The 21,183-nt window shown below is 67.2% G+C and carries 17 protein-coding genes and 1 tRNA gene; 12 read left to right on the forward strand and 6 right to left on the reverse strand.

Translation table 11 applies throughout. The annotated features are described in order from the left end of the window. Both H7U20_RS30275 and H7U20_RS13200 read right to left on the reverse strand, forming a co-directional pair. The coding region (locus tag H7U20_RS30275) for a hypothetical protein (protein WP_233410755.1) at positions 1–216 on the reverse strand (216 nt) is incomplete at its 3' end. Positions 217–348: 132 nt separating this feature from the next. Then, on the reverse strand, positions 349–2,604 hold the full coding sequence (locus H7U20_RS13200) for a carboxy terminal-processing peptidase (RefSeq protein ID WP_199759616.1): 2,256 nt from the start codon (positions 2,602–2,604) through the stop codon (positions 349–351). Positions 2,605–3,138: 534 nt separating this feature from the next. On the opposite strand from H7U20_RS13200, the gene H7U20_RS13205 reads away from it, so the two are divergent. Next, entirely contained in the window at positions 3,139–5,169 is a 2,031-nt protein-coding gene (locus tag H7U20_RS13205) for a methyl-accepting chemotaxis protein (protein WP_199759617.1), read from the forward strand. On the opposite strand, the gene H7U20_RS13210 is transcribed toward H7U20_RS13205, so the two are convergent. Then, the gene (locus H7U20_RS13210) at positions 5,166–6,005 is read right to left on the reverse strand and encodes an EcsC family protein (RefSeq protein ID WP_199759618.1); all 840 of its coding nucleotides are present in this window, start codon (positions 6,003–6,005) and stop codon (positions 5,166–5,168) included. The two genes, H7U20_RS13205 and H7U20_RS13210, sit on opposite strands and share 4 nt — an antisense overlap. A gap of 321 nt (positions 6,006–6,326) precedes the next feature. Between H7U20_RS13210 and H7U20_RS13215 the strand changes: the two genes are divergently transcribed. Further along, entirely contained in the window at positions 6,327–7,337 is a 1,011-nt protein-coding gene (locus H7U20_RS13215) for a substrate-binding domain-containing protein (protein WP_199759739.1), read from the forward strand. Further along, positions 7,325–9,049: an ATP-binding protein gene (locus H7U20_RS13220; protein ID WP_199759619.1), complete on the forward strand. Its 1,725-nt coding sequence runs from the start codon at positions 7,325–7,327 to the stop codon at positions 9,047–9,049. The genes H7U20_RS13215 and H7U20_RS13220 overlap by 13 nt, the downstream gene beginning before the upstream one ends. A 42-nt stretch (positions 9,050–9,091) precedes the next feature. Here H7U20_RS13220 and H7U20_RS13225 read toward each other — a convergent pair whose 3' ends face one another. After that, positions 9,092–9,646: a thymidine kinase gene (locus H7U20_RS13225; RefSeq protein ID WP_199759620.1), complete on the reverse strand. Its 555-nt coding sequence runs from the start codon at positions 9,644–9,646 to the stop codon at positions 9,092–9,094. A 267-nt stretch (positions 9,647–9,913) separates the two neighbouring features. Here H7U20_RS13225 and H7U20_RS13230 point away from each other — a divergent pair, with 267 nt between their 5' ends. Both H7U20_RS13230 and H7U20_RS13235 read left to right on the forward strand, forming a co-directional pair. Next, entirely contained in the window at positions 9,914–11,290 is a 1,377-nt protein-coding gene (locus tag H7U20_RS13230; RefSeq protein ID WP_199759621.1) for a pyridoxal-phosphate dependent enzyme, read from the forward strand. Next, the gene (locus tag H7U20_RS13235; protein ID WP_199759622.1) at positions 11,287–12,474 is read left to right on the forward strand and encodes a trans-sulfuration enzyme family protein; all 1,188 of its coding nucleotides are present in this window, start codon (positions 11,287–11,289) and stop codon (positions 12,472–12,474) included. The genes H7U20_RS13230 and H7U20_RS13235 overlap by 4 nt, the downstream gene beginning before the upstream one ends. Positions 12,475–12,604: 130 nt before the next feature. Here the strand turns inward: H7U20_RS13235 and H7U20_RS13240 are convergent, their stop codons facing one another. Both H7U20_RS13240 and H7U20_RS13245 read right to left on the reverse strand, forming a co-directional pair. Then, the gene (locus tag H7U20_RS13240; RefSeq protein WP_233410738.1) at positions 12,605–14,956 is read right to left on the reverse strand and encodes a penicillin acylase family protein; all 2,352 of its coding nucleotides are present in this window, start codon (positions 14,954–14,956) and stop codon (positions 12,605–12,607) included. Between the two features lie 13 nt (positions 14,957–14,969). Then, complete coding sequence (locus tag H7U20_RS13245; RefSeq protein ID WP_199759623.1) at positions 14,970–15,788, reverse strand: ParB N-terminal domain-containing protein; 819 nt, start codon at positions 15,786–15,788, stop codon at positions 14,970–14,972. A gap of 168 nt (positions 15,789–15,956) precedes the next feature. Here H7U20_RS13245 and H7U20_RS13250 point away from each other — a divergent pair, with 168 nt between their 5' ends. The 7 genes from H7U20_RS13250 (at position 15,957) to H7U20_RS13280 (ending at position 21,178) form a co-directional block, all read left to right on the forward strand. Then, complete coding sequence (locus H7U20_RS13250; RefSeq protein WP_199759624.1) at positions 15,957–16,283, forward strand: hypothetical protein; 327 nt, start codon at positions 15,957–15,959, stop codon at positions 16,281–16,283. A gap of 20 nt (positions 16,284–16,303) precedes the next feature. Beyond that, complete coding sequence (locus H7U20_RS13255) at positions 16,304–16,966, forward strand: hypothetical protein (protein ID WP_199759625.1); 663 nt, start codon at positions 16,304–16,306, stop codon at positions 16,964–16,966. A gap of 192 nt (positions 16,967–17,158) precedes the next feature. Continuing rightward, positions 17,159–17,380 carry a hypothetical protein gene (locus H7U20_RS13260; protein ID WP_199759626.1) on the forward strand — a complete coding sequence of 74 codons (222 nt, stop codon included), beginning with the start codon at positions 17,159–17,161 and terminating at the stop codon, positions 17,378–17,380. 416 nt (positions 17,381–17,796) lie between these two features. Continuing rightward, positions 17,797–17,883 (forward strand) — tRNA-Leu (locus tag H7U20_RS13265). Between the two features lie 405 nt (positions 17,884–18,288). Continuing rightward, complete coding sequence (locus H7U20_RS13270) at positions 18,289–18,588, forward strand: type II toxin-antitoxin system Phd/YefM family antitoxin (protein ID WP_199759627.1); 300 nt, start codon at positions 18,289–18,291, stop codon at positions 18,586–18,588. Continuing rightward, on the forward strand, positions 18,563–18,820 hold the full coding sequence (locus H7U20_RS13275) for a Txe/YoeB family addiction module toxin (protein WP_199759628.1): 258 nt from the start codon (positions 18,563–18,565) through the stop codon (positions 18,818–18,820). Before H7U20_RS13270 ends, H7U20_RS13275 begins: the two co-directional genes overlap by 26 nt. A gap of 231 nt (positions 18,821–19,051) precedes the next feature. After that, positions 19,052–21,178: a TonB-dependent receptor gene (locus H7U20_RS13280; protein WP_199759629.1), complete on the forward strand. Its 2,127-nt coding sequence runs from the start codon at positions 19,052–19,054 to the stop codon at positions 21,176–21,178. Positions 21,179–21,183: the final 5 nt, after the last annotated feature.

Below are 21,183 nucleotides of genomic sequence, written 5' to 3' on the forward strand. Positions count from 1 at the left end.
AAAGTCATCAAGCGGATGGCTTACGGTTTCCGGGACTCCGCATACTTCTTCCTCAAAATCAAGGATGCCTTCCCCGGCAAACCGCGATGAACCAAAAAAAAGCCCGCTACGGGAGCGGGCTAAATCTATTTCCTTGGAGGGGAATAGAGGAGACAGGGCAATGATGCTGCATGGAAGTATATTCAGCCAATTTATCTTGGTGATGATGGAAATCAACTTCCTGAATAACTTAGCAATTGCAAGCCATGGCGCCGCCAAGATGAGAAAAACCAGCGGCGTAAATCCGGGGTCGGACCCGGCGGGTCCGACCCCAGCTCTGCGCCCGTGGGTTTTTCATCGCCCTCTGAATTACTTGCCGACGTCGGCCGCGTACGGCAGCACGCGCGAGGCGAGCCGGGTATCGGTCTTCAGCAGGCCCACCTCGTCGGCCAGGATGTGCACCGCTTCGTTGAGCAGCACGTCCTTGGCGTTCTTGGCGGCTTTTTCCGCGTCCAGCTCGGCGGCCAGGCCGCGCTCGTCGGCCTGCAGGCCGTCGTCGGTGCGCGCCGCGCCCTTGACCGCCGCCACCCGCGCCGCCACCTTGCCGCTGGCCGGCTTGGCGCTGACGGCGTGGTTCAGGGCTTCCTTCGGATCGGCGATCTTCACCGGATCGTCGCCGCTCGGCACCGCGCTGGCCAGCAGGCGCGCCTCGCGCAGCTTGGCGCGGGCCTCTTGGGTGTCGCGCTCCTTGCGGCGCACCGTCTCGTTGAGCGAGATCAGGTTTTCCTTGCGCAGCTTCTTGGCCAGGGCGATGTCCTCCTGCAGGTACTGGAAGTCCTTGTCCTTGGCCACGCGCGCCTCGTGGCGCTTGTCGAGCATCGGCACGATCTCCTTGAGCTCGCCGGCCGGGATGTAGACGGCCGGCTTGATCGAGGTCCACGGCAGCGCGTTGTCGTAGCTGGACTCGCCGAAGCTGTCGCCGTCGGCCATGGCCGGCAGCTTGATGTCGGGCGTCACGCCGCGCAGCTGGGTGGTGCCGCCGTTGATGCGGAAGAACTGGGCGATGGTCATCTTCAGCTCGCCCAGGCGCGGCGCCTTCTCGTTGGGCGCGAAGCGGTCCAGGTTGACCAGGGTCTGCACGGTGCCCTTGCCGAAGCTGGCCTCGCCGATGATCAGGCCGCGACCGTAGTCCTGGATCGCCGCCGCGAAGATCTCCGAGGCGGAGGCCGAGCCACGGTTGATCAGCACGCCGACCGGACCGTCCCAGGCCAGACCGGCGTTGTTGTCGCTTTCGATCTCGACCTTGCCTTCGGCGCTGCGTTGCTGCACCACCGGGCCCTTGTCGATGAACAGGCCGGTCAACTCGACCGCCTCGCTGAGCGAGCCGCCGCCGTTGTTGCGCAGGTCGATCAGCACGTTGTCGACTTTTTCCTTCTTCAGCTCGCCGAGCAGGCGGGCGACGTCGCGCGTGGCGCTCTTGAAGTCGCGCTCGCCCTTGCGGCGCGCCTCGAAGTCCTGGTAGAAGGTCGGCAGCGAGATCACCCCGACGCGGCGTTTGGCCGTGCCGTCGCGCACCTCGAGGATGGATTTCTTGGCCGACTGCTCCTCCATGCTGATCTTCTTGCGCACCAGCGCGACCATGGTGTGCTTGCCGTCGACGCCGGCCTCGGCCGGCAGCACGTCGAGCCGCACGGTGGAGTCCTTGGCGCCGCGGATCTGCGCCACCACGTCGTCGATGCGCCAACCCAGCACCTCGGTCAGCGCGCCCGAGTCGCCCTGGCCGACGGCGACGATGCGGTCGCCCACCTTGAGCTTGCCCGACAGGCCGGCCGGACTGCCCGGCACCACTTCGCGCACCACGGTGTACTCGTCGCGCGTCTGCAGCACGCAGCCGATGCCTTCGAGCGACAGGCGCATGGCGATGTCGAAGTTCTCCGAGGCGCGCGGCCCCAGGTAGTTGGTGTGCGGCTCGATCGACATGGTGTAGGCGTTCATGAAGATCTGGAACACGTCTTCATTGTTGAGCTTGCGCGAACGGCTCATATAGTTCTCGTAACGCTTGTCGAGCGTGTCGCGGATCGCCTTGTCCTCCTTGCCGGCCAGCTTCAGGCGCAGCCAGTCGTTCTTGATGCGCTTGCGCCACAGCTCGCGCGCCTCGGCCTCGGACTTGGGCCACTCGGCTTTTTCGCGGTCATACTGGTAACTCTCGTCGACGGTGAAGTCGAACTTGCCCTTGAGCAGCTCGCGGGCGTAGCCGAAGCGCTCGTTGAAGCGCTGCTGGTACAGGTTGTAGATGGCGAAGGGAACGCTGAGGTTCTCGTTGTTGATGGCGTCGTCGAGACGGCCACGGGCCGCGCCGAACTGGTCGAGGTCGGCCTGGACGAAGAACAGGCGCTCGCCGTCGAGCGATTTGAAGTAGCGGTCGAAGATCTTCTCCGACATGGCATCGTCCAGCGGCACCGCCTTGTAGTGGTAGCGCGACAGGAAGCGCGAGGCCCAGATCGCCGCCTGGGTTTGTTGAGCCAATGGTTTCAAGGGGGTCTCTGCCACTTTTTCCGGCAGCGCCGCGCCAGCCTGCGCTGACAGGGACAGCGCCAGCGTGACCAACAACATTTGCTTCTTCATCGGCTTACTCCGAACGTAGATTGTCGACTTGCCGGCCGCGCCGACCATTCCGGTCGGCCGCCGCCAGCGTATTTGGGGGTGTTACGGCTGCGCTTTATTCTACAGGATAGCAGCAGCGGCGCACCCCGGGGAAGCACAGTTTCCCTGCGAATGCTTAAGGGCGGCTGAAGGGTGCGGCGGCGCGGCGTCCGGCGACAAGCTTGTCGCCAAGTCATTGTATTCATTCATATTTCTTTTAAACACTACTTGTTTCTTTATGGAAATATGATATGATGCCCGTCTTGATTCATCCACGCCCTCCGAAACGCCACCGCGCGTATCACCCGGGCCGCCGTTCAGCCCACCGTTCCGCCTTGCGGGACACGGCTCAAATAGTCGACCTCGACAGCGACACCATGCCCGCCTCGGCGGGACCCAGCGCGCCCCGCGGCGCGGCTGGATTGCCATTCGCGCTACGCGCCCGGCGACATTCCTCGAGGTTCCCGTAACTCGCCCGCCGTGGCGCCGCCGCGCCGCGACCTTTGTAAGAGAACTATGCACGCATCCATTTTCCAACCCCGCAGCTGGGGTGTCGGCAGCAAGATCACCATCTTCACCTTCGGCCTGGTCAGCGCCATCCTGTGCGCCCTGCTGCTGTTGATCAGCGCCACCACCGCGCGCATGCTCGAGCAGCGCGCCGAGGACAACGTCGCCAGCGCCCTGGCCGGCGTCAACAACACGCTGGAGGTGTTCAACCACACCATGATCAGCGACGCCGGCAGCTTCGCCCGCCTGTTCGCCGGCCAGTTCGACGGCCCCTTCACGCTCGACGCCGCGCACCCGGTCGACGTCACCGGCAAGCCGGCGCCGGCGCTCAGCAGCGGCGGCCGCGTCATCAACATGGACTTCAGCATCGCCGACCGCTTCACCGCCCAGACCGGCGCGGTGGCCACCGTGTTCGCCGCCGACGGCGCCGAGTTCGTCCGCATCAGCACCTCGCTGAAGAAGGAAAACGGCGAGCGCGCCGTCGGCACCCAGCTCGACCACGGCCACGCCAGCTACGCCCCGCTGCGCGGCGGCGCCCGCTACGTCGGCCTGGCCACGCTGTTCGGCAAGCCCTTCATCACCCAGTACGACCCGATCAAGGACGCCGGCGGCCGCGTCATCGGCGTGCTGTTCATCGGCCTCGACATCAGCCAGAACCTGGCCATGTTGAAGGACAAGATCAAGCAGATCAAGATCGGCCAGAGCGGCTACGTCTACGTGCTCGACGCCACGCCCGGCAAGGACTACGGCAAGCTGCTGGTGCATCCGAGCCAGGAAGGCGGCAACCTGCTGGCCACCCGCGGCAGCGACGGCCGCGCCTTCATCCAGGACATGCTGAGCAGCAAAAACGGCAGCATGCGCTACCAGTGGAACCAACAGGACGGCGGCGGCGCGCGCGAGAAGATGGTGGTGTACAGCCACTTCAAGCCGTGGAACTGGGTCGTCGCCGGCGGCAGCTACACCGACGAGATCACCCACGACGCGGCGACGCTGCGCAACCGCGCCAGCCTGTTCGGCCTGCTCGCCCTGCTGCTGTTCGCCGCCGCCCTGTACCTGCTGGTGCGGCGCAACGTCTCGCGCCCGCTGGCGCGCGCCGAGGCGGCCGCCGGCCGCATCGCCGCCGGCGACCTGACGGTGGCGCTGCGGGTCGACAGCGACGACGAGATCGGCCGCCTGCTGCAGGCCATGAACGGCATCAGCGGCAGGTTGGCCGCCGTGGTCGGCCAGGTGCGCCACGGCGCCGAGCAGATCGCCAGCGCCTCGGCCGAGATCAGCGACGGCAACGCCGACCTGTCGGCGCGCACCGAGCAGCAGGCCGCCAGCCTGGAGGAAACCGCCGCCTCGATGCAGGAGCTCAGCTCGACCGTGCGGCAGAACGCCGAGCACGCGCGGCAGGCCAGCCAACTGGCGCTGGCCGCCGCCGGCGTCGCCGCCAAGGGTGGCGACGCGGTCGCCCTGGTGGTCGGCACGATGGACTCGATCCACAGCGCCTCGAAGAAGGTGGTCGACATCATCGGCGTGATCGACACCATCGCCTTCCAGACCAACATCCTGGCGCTGAACGCGGCGGTCGAGGCGGCGCGCGCCGGCGAGCAGGGCCGTGGCTTCGCCGTCGTCGCCAGCGAAGTGCGCAACCTGGCGCAGCGCTCGGCCGCCGCCGCCAAGGAGATCAAGGAATTGATCGTCGACTCGGTCGGCAAGGTCGACGCCGGCAGCGTCCAGGTCGAGCGCGCCGGCGCCACCATGCGCGAGGTGGTCGCCAGCGTCGGCCGCGTCAGCGCCATGGTCGGCGAGATCAGCAGCGCCAGCGAGGAACAGCGCAGCGGCATCGAGCAGGCCAACCAGGCCATCGCCCAGATGGACCAGGTGACCCAGCAGAACGCCGCGCTGGTCGAGGAGGCGGCCGCCGCCGCCGAGGCGCTGCAGGGCCAGGCCGCCGGGCTGGCCCAGGTGGTGCGCCTGTTCCAACTCGACCCGCACGGCGCCGAGCGCGGCGCCGTGGCGCGTCTGGAACAGCCGCGCCGCCTGGCGCTGAACTAGCCCGCCGGCGCCAGGCCGGCCAGTTCGCGGTTGTAGGCGTCGACGATGTCGGCCTCGCCGTAGCGCAGCTCCAGCCGGCGCAGCGTGAAGTGGCCGCCGGCCATGTCCTGGTAGTAGTCGGTGAACAGGGTGTTGACGGTGGCGCCGGCCAGCGCGCCGAGCACCGGCACGATCTGCGCCGCCATCTTCTCGGTGATCACCACGCCGAAGCGGGCGGCCACCGCGTCGATGGCGCGCGCCAGCAGGGCCGCGCCCTCGCGCGCGCCGAAGCCGGCCGCGCCCTTCTCCGCCGCGATCGCCGCCAACTCGGCGGCGGTCAGGTTGAGCATGCGGTTGAGCGCCGTGCGCGCGGCGTAGTAGCCGGCGTCGCCGGCCACCTCCGGCCCGGCGTTGCCGCCCAGCGCGAACACCTGGACGCACTCGATCTTGACCTCCAGGCTGGACAATGAAAAACCCTCGGCGCGCGCCACGTCGGCCACGGCTCGCATCATGATAGTGGTCGACAGCGGCAGCTCGACCAGCAGCGCCGAAAAACCGAAAAAGCCGCCCAGCGCGCCGCTGGCGGCCGCGCCCAGCTTGTGCAGGCGCGGCGAGGCGGCGGCGTGCGGCCGGTCGGCCATGCTCCACAGCGCCGCGTCGGCGGCCTTGTGCAGCGCCGAGTTGACGCCCTGGTTGATCTTGCCGCGCAGCGTGGCCGACAGCTTGGCCAGCCCCCATTCCAGCGGCGCGCCGACCAGCTCGGCCAGCTTGACCGTCAGCGACGGCGTGTTCAGCAGGCGCACCGCCCGGCGCAGCGCCGCCAGGTCGTCCCGATTGTGTGGCGAATAGATGTCCATGCGTCCCGTGCGAATAGCCCGAATTAAGCGAATAAGTCCTGCGGCATCATAGCATCGCGCGGCGCCAAATCGCCCCGGCGCGCGCGCCTCGCGAGCGGGCGCGGCGGCGGCCGACTGATAATGTTGATCGGCCTGCCAACACCTGCTAGCATGGCCGGCACTGCGTTCGCCTTTGGCCCGACCTATGCTCCCTCCCGTCCTCCGGATCTGCGCGCCACTCCTGCTCACCCTGCTTGGCGCCGGCACGGCCCATTCAACCGTGCCGGCGGCCGTGGCCACCCCGGCCGCCACGGCCGACGACGAGGCGGCGCATTGGCGCGCATGCGCCAGTTGGTCGAGCGCGCCGGCGCCCACGGCGCCCCCTGGAGCGGACCGCAGTCCGGCCCGCCGGCCCAGCCCGGCGCCGCCATCGCCATCGTCAGCGAGGACCTGCGCAACGGCGGCGTGCTCGGCGTCGTGCAGGGCGTCAAGGAGGCCGCCGCCGCGATCGGCTGGAGCAGCAAGGTCTACGACGCCGCCGGCAGCGCCGCCGGCCGCGCCGACGCGTTGGCGGCGGCGCTGGCGGCGCGTCCCGCCGGCCTGCTGCTGGTCGGCGTCGACGCCGGCCAGGCGGCGCCGCTGCTGGCGCCGCTGGCGCGCCGTGGCGTGCCGATGGTCGGCTGGCATGTCGGCCCGCGGGCCGGCCCGCAGGCCGACGGCGCGCTGGCGATGAACGTCTCCAGCGACCCGCTCGACGTGGCGCGGATCACCGCGATGGCGGCGGTGGTGCAGTCGGCCGGACGGGCCGGCGTGGTCATCTTCACCGACAGCAATTACACCATCGCCAGCGCCAAGGCGGCGGCGATGGCCGAGGTGATCCGCGCCTGCCGCCAGTGCCGCCTGCTCGGCGTCGAGGACGTCGCCCTGTCGCACAGCGCGGCGCGCATGCCGGCCGTCACGCGCGCGCTGCTGGCGCGCCACGGCGCCGCCTGGAGCCACGCGCTGGCCATCAACGACCTGTACTTCGACTATGCCGCGCAGGAACTGACCAAGGCCGGCCGCAGCAGCGCCAGCCTGCGCATGCTGTCGGCCGGCGACGGCAGCGCCGCCGCGTTGCAGCGCATCCAGGCCGGCATCTTCCAGGTCGGCACCGCGGCCGAGCCGCTCAACCTGCACGGCTGGCAGCTGGTCGACGAGTTGAACCGGCTGCTGGCGCACCAGCCGGTCTCCGGCTACATCGTGCCGGTGCACCTGGTCACGCCCGACAACATCGCCTTCGACGGCGGCGCCCGCCTGCGCTACGACCCGGACAACGGCTACCGCGACATCTACCGCCGCATATGGAAACGCTGAGCGCCGGCGCCGGCTGGCTGCGTCTGCTGCCGCGCTCGCTGCGGCACCAGTTCAGCCTAGTCGTCGCCGGCCTGACCCTGCTGATCCTGGCCGGCGGCGTCACCGCCGTCTACGCCCTGCGCGCCGGCAGCGCCGCCACCGACCGCCTGGCCGAGGAGCGCCTGGTGCGCATGCAGGACGCCCAGGACCTGGTGCGCCGCAGCCTGCTGATCGAGCGCGAGTCCGACCTGCTGGCCGGCGCCGCCAACGCCGAGGCGGTGCGCGCCCGCTACGCCGGCATCGTCGCCCACCTGCAATCGTTCGACCAGCTGGCCGACCGCCTGGCCGCCAGCGGCGACGAGGGCGCCATCCTCGACCTGCGCCAGGCCGGCCAGCTGTTCCGCAACAGCGCCAACGTGGTGGCCCAGCTGCGCGAGGCCGAGCTGCAAGGCGCCGCCGCGCCCGGCCAGGCGGCGCCGGCCGCCGCGCGGCAGGTGCTGCCCTTCCAGGACCAGCTGCGCCACCACGCCGCCGCGATGGCGGCGGCGGCCCAGCTGCAATCCGAGCGCCACACCCAGGACTTCCGCGACGCCGCCCTGACGCTGCGCCAGGACTCGCTGCGCCACCAGCGCTGGGTCGCCGCGCTGCTGGCGGCCAGCCTGCTGCTGGCCTGGCTGGCCAGCTACCACTTCCTCGGCCGCCACGTGCTGTCGCGCCTGCAACTGGTCAGCGACGGCCTGCGCCGGCGCGACCCGGCCGAGGCCGGCGAGACGGCGCCGGCGCTGGCCGTGGCCGTGTTGGGGGGCGATGAGATCGGCGAGATGGCCCGCGCCGTCGAGCTGTTCCAGGCCGACCGCCGCCAGCTCAGCCTGGCCCACGCCACGCTCGAACAGGAACAGGTCCGCCAGCAGCAATTGAGCGACCAGCTGGCCCAGATGCACGGCCAGCTGCTGCAGTCGGAGAAGCTGGCCTCGGTCGGCCAGCTGGCCGCCGGCATGGCCCACGAGATCAACAACCCGGTCGGCTTCGTCAACGCCAACCTGGGCACGCTGCGCGCCTACGTCACCGACCTGCTCGAAACGCTGGCCGCCTATGAGGCGGTCGAGGGCGAGCTCAGCGAGACCAGCCGGGCCGCCCTGGTCGAACTGAAACGGCGCATCGACCTGCCCTACCTGCGCGGCGACATCGCCAGCCTGCTCGGCGAGTCGCTCGACGGCCTGCGCCGCGTCAAACGCATCGTCCAGGACCTGCGCGACTTCGCCCTGGTCGACGAGACCGAGCTGCAATGGGCCAACCTGGAGGACGGCCTGGACAGCGCCGTCAACCTGGTCGGCGGCCAGCTCAAGTTCAAGGGCGAGCTGCGCCGCGAGTACGCCGCCATCCCCGCCGTCGAGTGCCGGCCCTCGCGCCTCAACCAGGTCTTCCTCAACCTGTTGCGCAACGCCGCCGACGCCGCCGGCGAACACGGCCGCATCACCCTGCGCACCGGCCGCGACGAGGGCCAGGTCTGGATCGAGATCGAGGACAACGGCGCCGGCATCCGGCCGGAGCACCTGGCCCGCGTCTTCGACCCCTTCTTCACCACCAAGCCGGTCGGCTGCGGCACCGGGCTGGGCCTGTCGATGGCCTATGGCATCGTCAAGACCCACGGCGGCCGCATCGAGGTGCGCAGCGAGCCGGGCAAGGGCGCCGCCTTCCGCGTCGTCCTGCCGCGCCACGCCGTCGCAGCCTGAGGCGCCCGCGCCGCGCCGCGCCGCGCCGCCTCAGCCTCGGGCCTACTCGGCGTAGAAGCAGCGGCCGCAGGCCTGGCGGTAGCTCTCGTTGCCGCCGATGCTGATCTGCTCGCCTTCCTTCAGACGCTTGCCGTGCTGGTCGACGCGGATGTTCATGGTCGCCTTCTTGCCGCAGCTGCAGATGTTTTTCAGTTCCTCGATGTCGTCGGCCAGCGCCAGCAGGTAGGCCGAACCGGCGAAAGGCTGGCCACGGAAGTCGGTGCGCAGGCCGTAGCTGATCACCGGCACGCCGCCCACCTGGGCCAGCTGGTGCAACTGCTGCACCTGGGCGGTGCTGAGGAACTGCGCCTCGTCGATCAGCAGGCAGGCGATCTTCTCGTCGACCTCGCGCAGGAAGTCGGTGTCGGCGTCGAACACCTCGACTTGGCGGCTCGGCCCCAGCCGCGAGGTCACCTGGCCGACGCCGTAGCGGTCGTCAATGGCGGCGGTGAACAGGCGCACGCGCTGGCCCTGTTCCTCGTAGTTGTGCGCCACCTGCAACATCGCGGTGGATTTGCCTGCGTTCATCGCAGAATATCGGAAATAAAGTTTTGCCACTGCTGCCTTCTGCCCTGTGAATTCATGAAGCGTTGAGCGCGGCGCCGCCGGGCGCCATTCGCGAGCGCGGATTATAAACCGCCCGTGCGGCAAAAAGCGCATACTTGCTTTTCGCGCAGCAAAGCGGAAATCACAATTTATCGCATAAGCTAGCACGAAAACATTCCTTCCAAGCATGAATAAGCCGGCCTAACATCCGCTCCTTTTCAGGAAAAAAGCACGGCCGGACACAATCCGCCCCCTGCCTCTTCCCAGCCCGGAGAAATTATGGACAGCGCAGCGCAACCCGCATTATTCGACCTGATCGGCAACACCCCGCTGGTCCAGGTGACCCGCCTCGACACCGGCCCCTGCCAGCTCTTCCTCAAGCTGGAATCGCAGAACCCCGGCGGCTCGATCAAGGACCGCATCGGCCGCTCCATCATCGAGGCGGCCGAGGCCGACGGCCGGCTCAAGCCGGGCGGCACCATCATCGAGGCGACCGCCGGCAACACCGGCCTGGGCCTGGCCCTGGTCGGCCGCATCAAAGGTTACCGCGTGCTGCTGGTCGTGCCCGACAAGATGTCGACCGAGAAGGTGCTGCACCTGAAGGCGCTCGGCGCCGAGGTGCGCACCACCCGCTCCGACGTCGCCAAGGGCCACCCCGAGTACTACCAGGACTACGCCGCCCGCCTGGCGCGCGAAACCCCCGGCGCCTTCTTCGCCGACCAGTTCAACAACCCGGCCAACCCGTTGGCCCACGAGACCAGCACCGGCCCGGAGATCTGGCAGCAGAGCGGCCACAACGTCGACACCATCGTCGTCGGCGTCGGCTCGGGCGGCACCTTGAGCGGCCTGACGCGCTACTTCAGCCGGGTCCAGCCCAAGCTCGAATTCGTCCTGGCCGACCCCCAGGGCTCCATCCTGGCCGAGTACATCGACACCGGCAAGGTCAACGACACCAGCGGTTCCTGGGCCGTCGAGGGCATCGGCGAGGACTTCATCCCGGCCATCGCCGACACCAGCGGCGTGCGCCAGGCCTACACCATCAGCGACCAGGAGAGCTTCGACAACGCGCGCCAATTGCTGCTCGCCGAAGGCATCCTGGGCGGCTCGTCGACCGGCACGCTGCTGGCCGCCGCGCTCAAATACTGCCGCGCCCAGACCAGCCCCAAGCGCGTCGTCACCTTCGTTTGCGACACCGGCACGCGCTACCTGTCGAAGGTCTACAACGACGGCTGGATGCACGACCAGGGCCTGATCCAGCGCACCGCCAGCGGCGACCTGCGCGACCTGATCGGCCGCCGCCACGACGCCGGCGACGTGGTCAGCGTGGCGCCCTCCGACACCCTGCTGACCGCCTTCAACCGCATGCGCAGCAGCGACCTGGCGCAACTGCCGGTGCTCGACGGCGGCCGCCTGGTCGGCATCGTCGACGAGTCCGACCTGCTGCTCAAGCTCGACGACCATGCCGTGCAGTTCTCCAGCCTGGTCGGCAGCACCATGACCAGCCGGCTCGAAACGCTGCACCCGGGCGCCAGCCTGCAGGCGCTGCGCAGCACGCTCGACCGCGGCCTGACCGCCGTGGTCGCCGACGACAACGTCTTCTACGGTTTGATCACCCGCTTCGACCTCCTCAACCACCTTCGCAGGACAAAATCTTGAGCCATCCAAACGACACCAGCAAGCCGCGCCATCTGGCCACCCGCGTCATCCACGCCGGCCAGTCGCCCGATCCCAGCACCGGCGCCATCATGCCGCCGATCTACGCCACCTCGACCTTCGTCCAGCAAAGCCCCGGCGTGCACAAGGGCCTCGACTACGGCCGCTCGCACAACCCGACCCGCTGGGCGCTGGAGCGCTGCGTCGCCGACCTGGAAGGCGGCGCCGAAGGCTACGCCTTCGCCTCCGGCCTGGCCGCCATCTCGACCGTGCTGGAGCTGGCCGACGCCGGCTCGCACATCATCGCCGGCGACGACATGTACGGCGGCACCTACCGCCTGTTCGAACGGGTGCGCCGGCGCAGCGCCGGCCACGACTTCACCTACGTCGACCTGACCAATCCGGCCAACCTGCTGGCGGCGATCCGCCCGGAGACGCGCATGGTGTGGGTGGAGACGCCGACCAACCCGATGCTCAAGCTGGCCGACCTGCGCGCCATCGCCGAGATCTGCCGCCGGCACGGCATCATCGCCGTGGCCGACAACACCTTCGCCAGCCCGCTGGTGCAGCGCCCGCTGGAGCACGGCTTCGACATCGTGGTGCACTCGACCACCAAGTATTTGAACGGCCACTCCGACATCATCGGCGGCATCGCCATCGTCGGCGGCGAGGCGCGCCAGCAGGCCTGGCGCGAGCAGCTGGGCTTTTTGCAGAACTCGGTGGGCGCCATCGCCGGCCCGTTCGACAGCTTCCTGGCGCTGCGCGGCGTGAAGACCTTGGCCATCCGCATGGAGCGCCACTGCGCCAGCGCGCTGGAACTGGCCCGCTGGCTCGAAGCGCAGGCGCTGGTGAGGAAGGTCTACTATCCCGGCCTGAGCTCGCACCCGCAGCACGAGCTGGCGCGGCGCCAGATGGACGGTTTCGGCGGCATCATCTCGATCGACCTGAACACCGACCTGGCCGGCGCCCGCCGCTTCCTCGAACGTTGCGAGGTGTTCGCCCTGGCCGAGAGCCTGGGCGGCGTCGAAAGCCTGATCGAACATCCGGCGCTGATGACCCACGCCAGCATCCCGGCCGAGCAGCGCGCCAAGCTGGGCATCGGCGACGGCTTGATCCGCCTGTCGGTCGGCATCGAGCATATCGACGACCTGCGCCAGGACCTGGCCAACGCCCTGGCCGCGATTTAAGGGCGGCCATACGGTTTGCTAGTCCGCCGACAAACCCCACCGGCAGAATCTAGGGTCGGACCCAGCGGGTCCGACCCTGGCTCTTCGCCGCTGGGGTTTGCCGGCATCCCCGGCGCCTTGAGGCCCGTTGTTACTGCCCCGGATGATACTTGCGCTCCAGGTTGCGCTCGACATCCTCCGGATAGAACAGCACCTCCTTGAACTCGCCGCGCGCGTACATCTCCGCCTGGTCGGCGAAATGCGGCGAGGCGGGATCGCCGCTCTGCCCGCCGGCCAGAATACTGCGCGCCCTCAAGCGCGGGCCGAACTCCACCGCCGCCACAAAACTATTCCCCCGCTCGCCGTAGATGCGCTTGGTCCTGGCCGGCGTGGTCATGCCGTAGGCCGCCAGCGAACCCCAGTTGGCCGAGGCAAAGGCCACCGGCAAACTCGGCTTGGCGTCGTCGAAGGGCTGCACCACGTCGCCGGTCAAACGTTGGAAGCGGTTGATCTCGCCCCACGGCGTTTGCCATTGGCCGAAGTCGGCCACCAACTTGTCCGACGCCCGCCGCAGCGCCAGCAGGCGCTCCCGCGCCGTCAAACGCGTCTCCATGTAGTCGAGCACCAGCATCTTGGCGCTCTTGGCCGACGGGCCGAAGCTGGCCGCCATGTCCTGCGCCCAGAAGATCGCCAACGAGGTCGGCACCGAGTCGAGCGCGTAGCGCGTGTCCCAACCGCGCAGCGCGGCCACCTGCGCCGCCAAGGCCGGCTTGAGCGGATCATCCTCGCCCAGCGCGTCCCAGGCCGCGAACAGCTTGGGCAGCAGCGGCTCGAAGGCCGGCAGCGCGCTGTCGTAGGCGCTGGCGATCAGGCTGTCGATGGTGAAGTCCCGCCGCTCTCGCAGCACGCGCACGGCGTGGATGCCGCGCGGGTTCTCCGGGTTCATCGACATGTAGGCCGGGTAGTCCTGCGCGCGCGGGCTGTACTTGCCGGCCGCCGAAAACGGCCAGTTGTTGGTGTTCTGGATCCAGCCGTTGGGCGGATTGAACAAGGTGATGGTGTCCTTGACCGCGTGCAGGCCGCGCCACTCGGTGGCCGGATCGCTGCCGTCGACCGGGTTGCGCCAATCGAAACGGGTGTCGCGCACCGGGATGAAATTGCCATGGAAGTAGGCGATGTTGCCGTCCGCGTCGGCGTAGACGGTGTTGTTGGACGAGTTGGTGCGCAGCTCCATCGCCTTGTGGAAGGCGGCGTAGTTGCGCGCCTTGGTGCGGATGAAGGACTGCGTCAAGGCCCTGCGCGGTTCATTCATCAGCCGCACGGCGAGCCACTTGCCGTCCGCCTCGCGCACGATGGGGCCGTGGTGGCTGTAGTACACCGTCACCGTCTTGCTGGCCATGCCGCCCGCGCTCTTGTAGGGCAGCGCGATGTCCACCGCCTTCAACGCCCGCTCGCCGGCGCCGTAGCGATAGAAGAAGCGGCCGTCGCGCTCGACCACGGTTTCGGCATACTCGTCGATCACGTCGCCGCCGCCGGAGGTGTGCATCCAGCCGATCCGCTCGTTGAATCCCTGGTAGACGAAGAACTGGCCCCAGGTCACGGCGCCGTAAGCGTTCAAACCCTCGCCGCTGCTGACCTGCACCTCGGGCCGGAAGTAGAACGAGGTGTGCGGATTGATCAGCAACAGCGCGTGGCCGTTGCGCGTCAGCGCCGGCGCGATGGCGAAGCCGTTCGAGCCGCGTGGTTCCTCGTCCAGATCGCTGCCACGCAGCTGGGCCAGCGCCTGTGTCGGCCCGGCCAGCGCCTGTGTCGGCCCGGCCAGCGGCGCGCGGCGGCCGTACAACTGCTCCAGCTGCTGCAGGTTGACCGACTCGATGTCGCCGCCGATGCTGCCCTCGCTGAAGCTGAGCGCCATCCACGGCTCGAAGCGCGCGATCAGTTGCGGCTTGACCTGTGGGTGCGTGGCCAGGTAAAAATTGAGGCCGTCGGCGAAGGCCGTCATCAGCTTCTTCAGCCAGGCCGGGCTGGCGGCGTACTGCGCCTTGAGCTGGGCCGGGGTGATGAACAACTTCATGCGCAGGTCGCGGTACAACTCGGCCTCGCCCTGCACCTCGGCCAAGCGGCCCATGGCGTTGATGTAGTTCAGTTCGACCCGTTTGAAATCGTCCTCGGCCTGGGCGTACATCAGGCCGAAAACGGCGTCGGCGTCGCGCTTGCCGTGGACGTGGGGGATGCCCCATTTGTCGCGCCGGATGGTGACGCGGCGCGCCTGGGCGCGCCAGCGCGCCGCCTCGGCCGCGTTGACCGCAGGCAGGGCGCCGGCTTGGGCGGCGGCTTCACTGTGGACGGTGGCGCTGTCGACGGCGGTCGCGGCATTGCCGGCGCCCGCCGCAGCGCCGCCGCCGGGCGCCGGCTGCAACTGCGCCAGCGGCAGCGGCGCGGCGACGGCGGCACCAAACGGCGCCGCGCACATCATGGCCAAGCAGGGGCGCAGCGTCGACATGGCCGCCTCGCGCTTAGGAAGCGTCGACCAGGGCGGAGATGCGCTCCTGCAGCGCCGCGTTCTCCGCCTTCAGCGTCGCGTTGCGCGCCTTGAGGGTGACGATCTCGGCGCGCAGCTGGTCGGCCTCGCTCAGCGGCTCCTCGCCCTCCTTCGGCTCGCGCGGCGTGCGCGAGGCGGCGCGCAGCTCGCGCACCTCCTTGGCGGCCTGCTGCAACAGCTTCTTGCCGCCGGCCACGGCGGCCACCTGCTCGGCCTCCGGCAGCGAGGCAACGGTGGCCGCCGCGTTGATCGAAATCGTGCCGGAGCGAACCGCCTCGACCAGCTCGGGCGCGGCGGTCTTCTGGATCTTCTCGATCTGGCTGATAGTGTTGCTGCTCAGCCGGGCGGCGCGGGCGATGTCCTCGCGCGAACTGAGCGGCATGGCGGCCGGCCGCGCGACGCTCTCGCCGTCGTCCGGCGGCGCCACGGCGGCGTCCTCGGCCAGCGCCAGCGCGGCCAGCTCGGCCGACTTGGCGGCCATGATGTCCTTCTTGCGCAGCGCCAGCACGCCGCGCTGGAAGTCCGACACGCTGCGCCGACCCAGGTGGTTATCGATCATCCACAGCTTGACGTCCTCCAAGCTCTTGAAGCTGGTGTTCTCCGTCACCTTGAACGGAATACCGTGCTGCTGGCAGATTTGATAACGGTTGTGGCCGTCGACCAGCACGTCCTGCCACAACACCAGCGCGTCGCGGCAGCCCTCGACCAGGATGCTGCGCTCCAGCGCCGAGTACTCGGCCTCGGTCAGCGGATCGATGTAGGCGCGCAGGACGTCGTTAATTTTGATTTGCATACTGTTATTCCTTCCAATACCGGCGCGGCGGCGCGGCTGTGCGCCTGCCAAATCGCCGAACAGCATGCTACACCATCTGGCCGGCGGGCCATAGGCGCATCGCATTTGATCGGCGCTCCGGGCTGGTCAATCTGGCAAGCTGGCGCGCTGGGCGGCTACAATGCGGCAATGCAAAACAAACCGCCCACCTTCCCCGGCCCGTTGACCGCGCGCGGCACCGTGCTGGCCGTCCTGCTGTCCAACCAGGACCAGACCGGCGCCGAGCCGTTGCAGGGCCGCGTCGCGCTGTCCACCATCGTCAAGATCCTCAAGCGCAAATACCACTGGCCCATCGAGGCCGACAGCTTTCCCGGCAACACCGCCGACGGCCGCGCCAGCTGGGCCACCGTCTACAGCCTGCCGCCGGCGGTGATCGCCGCCGCGCTCGAAGCCGGCGGCCGCGACTGGCTCGACAGCCGGCGCGCCAGCAAAACCGGTGCGCGCGCCGGGCGCTGACATCGGCGACCACTGGTGGAATGGAATGGCAATACGACTTTGGCGCAGCGCAAACCGCGTTTACCCATCCAATTGACACCGCCAGGCAAGCGGCTCAAGATGGTGCAATGAACGCCGCTTCCGACAAAGAGTATATTGATGCGCGACTGGACGCCCAAGATGCCCGCGTCGATAACAAGCTTGTGTCGTTCGAAGCGCTGATTAAGGACAAATTTATCGGAGTTGACGCTCAGTTCGCCAGAGTTGATGCGCAGTTTGCCAGAGTTGATGCTCAGTTTTCCGAAATCAACTCGCAGTTTGCTGGAGTTAATGCTCAATTTGCCGGAGTTAATGCTCAGTTTGCCGTCATTAACGCCCAGTTTGCCGAAGTGAACGCCAAAATTTCCGTTCAATTTGCCAACGTCGACACTAAATTTGCTGAAGTGGACGTCAAATTCGCCCGTGTAGACACCAAGTTCGCGGAACTCGGAGCCGAGATGCACGAGCGCTTTAACGAACTGATTAGGTGGATGGTGGGCACAGCGATCGCCATGTCGGCATTGGCCATCACGATCATCGCATTGTTGTTCAACTACGCCACGTCCAGACCGCTCGCGCCTCCCTCACTGCCGCTTCCCACGGTCACCTCACCGGCACCGTCGGCCGCACCGACAGGCCCGCCCGCCGCAGGCCAGCGTCGCTGAAGCCGGCGCCGCCACCGAATCGAAAATAGGGTTCGACGTCCCCCTCGCACCGGCTTCGCCAGCGGCGAAATAGACCGCATTTCGCCGCCTCGCGCACGACGGCGGCATCGCAAAAATTGCTCCGCATAATTGCCCAAACGTGCAGACAATTATCAAACATGTTATCTTTCGCCGATTCAGAAGCGAGATATCATGTACGAAATCAATCAATCATCACGGCCCAACAACGAAATGTCGAAAGTCGTCGAGCAAGGTCTGGCGCTGTTACAAGCCCATGACCGCGCCTTTGCCTCCGCGTTTCTGGTGCGTCGCGGCATCCCCTTCAGCGTGATCGTGCGCGTGTTGTCCGACCCGCCCGAACGCCGCCGCACCGCGCGCCCCCGGCAGGTCGACCGGCCCGAATGGAAAGCCTGAACAATCAGGACATGGCGAACATCTCGCTCCTTTGCATTTCGGCGTTGAACTGCTCATGAGGAACAATGCGGCGATCTCGACGGAAGCCCGCCACGCAGCCGGAGAAACGTCGACGCCGCGGTCCAGTTCCGGCTATGCCCTCTCGTACAAAGGCTGGAGCAAAGTTGTCATCCACGCGACCAGCGCAAATGGCAACGAGGGCGACCTGACTTTGCGGCGCGACGGTCTGTGGCGCTGGAAGTTGACAGCGATAGAAATACCGGCAGGCGCGCTGACACGGCACTAGCACGGCACCGTCGGGCATCATGCCACCGCTGAGGCCAAACCGCGCGGCACATGCTCAAACGGCATAGTGGAATGGGGCGGTCGCGCCGCTAGCGATGTCGGCCACTCGTGTGCTAAAATCCGCGCTCGCTGCCCGGATGGTGAAACTGGTAGACACTGGAGACTTAAAATCTCCCGCCTGTAAGGGCGTGCCGGTTCGATTCCGGCTCCGGGCACCAAGTACATTGCAAACCTCAACAAAGTTTGCCTAGAAGCCCCTAAGAAATCAAACGCTTAGGGGCTTTTTTACGCCCGTACCGCTCACGCAGACACCTGCTCAAAATCGACGCCCTCATTTCCGATATTGACGGACAGGACGAGCACATTGAGATTTTGCTCGACTCGCTGCTTGAAAAATTGGACGACCTGCATCTGCCAGCGGCAAGGCAACGGTGGCAGCGATCAACTGTTCCCCCTGCAATTAACACCGCCTAAGAGTTCGCACGACAAACTACTTGTACAAGCTATGGAACAAGTCCACAATTGACCAATAAGTCGCAATGCATGTGGCGTACCCCGGCCATCGATACCGAACCTGCCAACGCCCACTGATAACGACACGGATCATTTAGATGGAGTGAAAAATGAGAATCATCAATTTTTCCGATGCTCGCAACAGCCTCCGGTCAGTCATTGACCAAGTGGTCGAGGACGCAGATGTTACTGTCATTTCGCGCCGAGACGCGCCAGATGCAGTCGTTATGTCCTTTGATCACTACAGCAGTTTGATGGAAACGGTCCACCTACTCAGCTCGCCAGCAAACGCGGCGCACTTGGCTCGATCGATTGCGCAATCACGCGCAGGCCAAGCGCGACATCGGGAGTTAATCGAACCCACCGACGCTGAGAAAGCCCCAAATGCGGAACCTGAAATTCACGGATGAGTGCTGGGAAGATTACGTCTACTGGCAAGGACAAGATAGAAAAATCTTAAAGCGCATCAACCAACTGATTAAAGACGCACAGCGCTCTCCCTTTGAAGGCATCGGAAAGCCGGAGTCCTTGAAGGGAAACCTGAACGGATTTTGGTCGCGTCGCATTGATGAAACAAACAGGCTAGTGTACGCAGTTCACGATGATGAGCTAGAAATAGTTTCGTGTCGCTACCATTATTAGCCCAAAGCCCTCCACGGGTTTCTTTATCAATCCACGATAAGCAGTGTGGCGCCGCTGCGCGTGTATGAACGATGCGCCTCGGCATTGTCGGCCACTCATCCATACATGAATATTTTTCATGCCATCGTAAATTAATTTCATTCTGAGTCATGTCCAGATGCAGTAAACTTGCATGTATAGCCAACTTGGCTTAGATACAATTTTACGTCCGTCCAGAAAGACCTCCCCCGCATGAAGAAGTTCACCTTACACGCCAGCGCGCTGGCGGCGGTTACGGCCGCCGTGTGCCCGCCCGGCCACGGCCAGACCCAAACCCAATCCACCTTGTCGACCATCGAAGTCACCGCCAGCCGCAGCGGCGGCGCCACGCTCGGCCTTGACGCCGCCAACGGCACCGGCTCGCGCCTGGGCTTGAGCGCGCGCGAGACGCCGGCCAGCGTCAGCACCCTGGGCAGCGCCGACATGGCCGAACGCAGCTTGACCCGCGCCCAGGACGCCGCCGTGCGCCTGCCCGGCGTGAGCGAGGCGCCGGCGCCCGGCAACGGCGGCACCAGTCTGGTCGCGCGCGGTTTCGCCGGCCACAACTCGGTCGCCCAGATGGTCGACGGCACGCGCCTGATCGTCGCCTCCGGCACCATCACCTATCCGTTTTCGAGCTGGCCGCTGGAAGCGGTCGAAGTGCTGCGCGGCCCCGCCTCGGTGCTGTACGGCGATGGCGCCATCGGCGCCGCCGTCAATTACGTCACCAAGCAGCCGCGCTTCGACCGCCGCCAGGGCGAAGCCTTCCTCAGCGCCGGCTCCTACGGCGCGGTGCAGGGCGGCATCGGCCTGCGCGGTCCCTTGAGCGACACGGTGGCCTACTCGGTCTATGCGGACGCCGAACAAGGCGACGGCTACCGCCGCGACATGGCCTACAAACGGCAAAACCTGTCGGCCGCCGTCACGCTGCGGCCGAACCGCGACCTGCATGTCACGCTGTCGCTGGACGCCGGCCACAACGACGACGCCCACTACTTCGGCACGCCGCTGCGCAACGGCCAGCTCGATGAACGCCTGCGCCGCACCAGCTTCAACGTCGACGACGCGCTGGCCGTCTACAACGACCGCATGTGGCGCGCCCGGGTCGAATACCAGGCGGCGCCCGGCGTGCGCCTGCGCAACGAGACCTATTACCTGACCAGCAAGCGCCACTGGCGCAACGCCGAAGCCTACGCCTTCAACGGCGCCGGCCCCCTGGTCAATCGCGGCGACTATCTGGAGATCCTGCACGACCAGGAACAGCTCGGCAACCGCTTCGACGCCGTCGTCGACGGCCACGTCGCCGGCCTGGCCAACCGCTTCGTCGCCGGCTTCGACTGGTATCGCAGCAAGCTGCTGCACAGCTCCAACGCGCCCTACGGCGGCGGCAGCGTGGTCGATCCATTCGACTTCGCGCCGGGCCGCTTCATCAGCCCGGTGCCGACCTTGCCAGGCCGCCGCGCCGTGCTGCAAACCGGCGCGCTGTTCGCCGAGGACGTGCTCGACCTGACGCCGTCCTGGAAACTGGTGGCCGGCCTGCGCCGCGACAGCATGGACTTCGACAACCAGGATCTGCGCAGCGGCGTCGCGCTGACGAAAAGTTACAGCCCGGTCACCGGCCGCCTCGGCGCCATCTGGGCCGTCACGCCGCAACTGTCGCTGTACGGCCAGTACGGCACCGGCACCGACCCGCTGAGCGGCGCCTTGGCCCTGCCCAACGGCAGCACCAGCTACGATCTGACCAAGGGCCGCCAGCTCGAAGCCGGCGCCAAGGGCAGCATCCCGGCGATGCGCGGCGAGTGGAGCGCGGCGCTGTATAAAATCGAGAAGCGCAACATCCTCTCGCGCGACGCCGACAATCCGAACATCACGCTGCAGATCGGCCAACAATCGTCGACCGGCGTCGAGCTGGCCTTCGCCGCCGAACCGCTGCGCGGCTGGACCGTGGACGCCAACCTCGCCCTGCTGCGCGCGCGCTACGACGACTTCAACGAAGTCGTCGCCGGCAAGGCCGTCTCGCGCGGCGGCAACACGCCGAGCGGCGTGCCGCAACGCACCGCCAACCTGTGGACCGGCTACCGCTTCCTGCCGCAATGGCAGGCCGGGCTGGGCGCGCGCCATGTCGGTCTGCGCCAGAGCAATACCGCCAACACCAGCAACCTGCCCTCCTACACGCTGTTCGATGCGGCGTTGAGCTATCAGTACTCGTCCAGCCTGAGCTTGACGCTGGCGCTGAAGAACCTGGCCGACCGCGACTACGCGCTGTCGGGCAGCGGCGGCGCGCGCTGGCTGATGGGCGCGCCGCGCACGGCACAACTGACGGCGCGCAGCAGCTTCTGATGCGG

This window comes from Rugamonas violacea (assembly GCF_016461825.1).
Taxonomy (GTDB): Bacteria; Pseudomonadota; Gammaproteobacteria; order Burkholderiales; family Burkholderiaceae_D; genus Rugamonas.

Bases quoted from the DNA above. Each gene is read 5' to 3' on its own strand.
- H7U20_RS13245 (WP_199759623.1), bottom strand. From the start codon at position 15,788: ATGCAAATCAAAATTAACGACGTCCTGCGCGCCTACATCGATCCGCTG.
- H7U20_RS13205 (WP_199759617.1), top strand. From the start codon at position 3,139: ATGCACGCATCCATTTTCCAACCCCGCAGCTGGGGTGTCGGCAGCAAG.
- H7U20_RS13200 (WP_199759616.1), bottom strand. From the start codon at position 2,604: ATGAAGAAGCAAATGTTGTTGGTCACGCTGGCGCTGTCCCTGTCAGCG.
- H7U20_RS13280 (WP_199759629.1), top strand. From the start codon at position 19,052: ATGAAGAAGTTCACCTTACACGCCAGCGCGCTGGCGGCGGTTACGGCC.
- H7U20_RS13255 (WP_199759625.1), top strand. From the start codon at position 16,304: ATGGAATGGCAATACGACTTTGGCGCAGCGCAAACCGCGTTTACCCAT.
- H7U20_RS13240 (WP_233410738.1), bottom strand. From the start codon at position 14,956: ATGTCGACGCTGCGCCCCTGCTTGGCCATGATGTGCGCGGCGCCGTTT.
- H7U20_RS13270 (WP_199759627.1), top strand. From the start codon at position 18,289: ATGAGAATCATCAATTTTTCCGATGCTCGCAACAGCCTCCGGTCAGTC.
- H7U20_RS13260 (WP_199759626.1), top strand. From the start codon at position 17,159: ATGTACGAAATCAATCAATCATCACGGCCCAACAACGAAATGTCGAAA.
- H7U20_RS13210 (WP_199759618.1), bottom strand. From the start codon at position 6,005: ATGGACATCTATTCGCCACACAATCGGGACGACCTGGCGGCGCTGCGC.
- H7U20_RS13275 (WP_199759628.1), top strand. From the start codon at position 18,563: ATGCGGAACCTGAAATTCACGGATGAGTGCTGGGAAGATTACGTCTAC.
- H7U20_RS13230 (WP_199759621.1), top strand. From the start codon at position 9,914: ATGGACAGCGCAGCGCAACCCGCATTATTCGACCTGATCGGCAACACC.
- H7U20_RS13220 (WP_199759619.1), top strand. From the start codon at position 7,325: ATGGAAACGCTGAGCGCCGGCGCCGGCTGGCTGCGTCTGCTGCCGCGC.
- H7U20_RS13250 (WP_199759624.1), top strand. From the start codon at position 15,957: ATGCAAAACAAACCGCCCACCTTCCCCGGCCCGTTGACCGCGCGCGGC.
- H7U20_RS13215 (WP_199759739.1), top strand. From the start codon at position 6,327: ATGCGCCAGTTGGTCGAGCGCGCCGGCGCCCACGGCGCCCCCTGGAGC.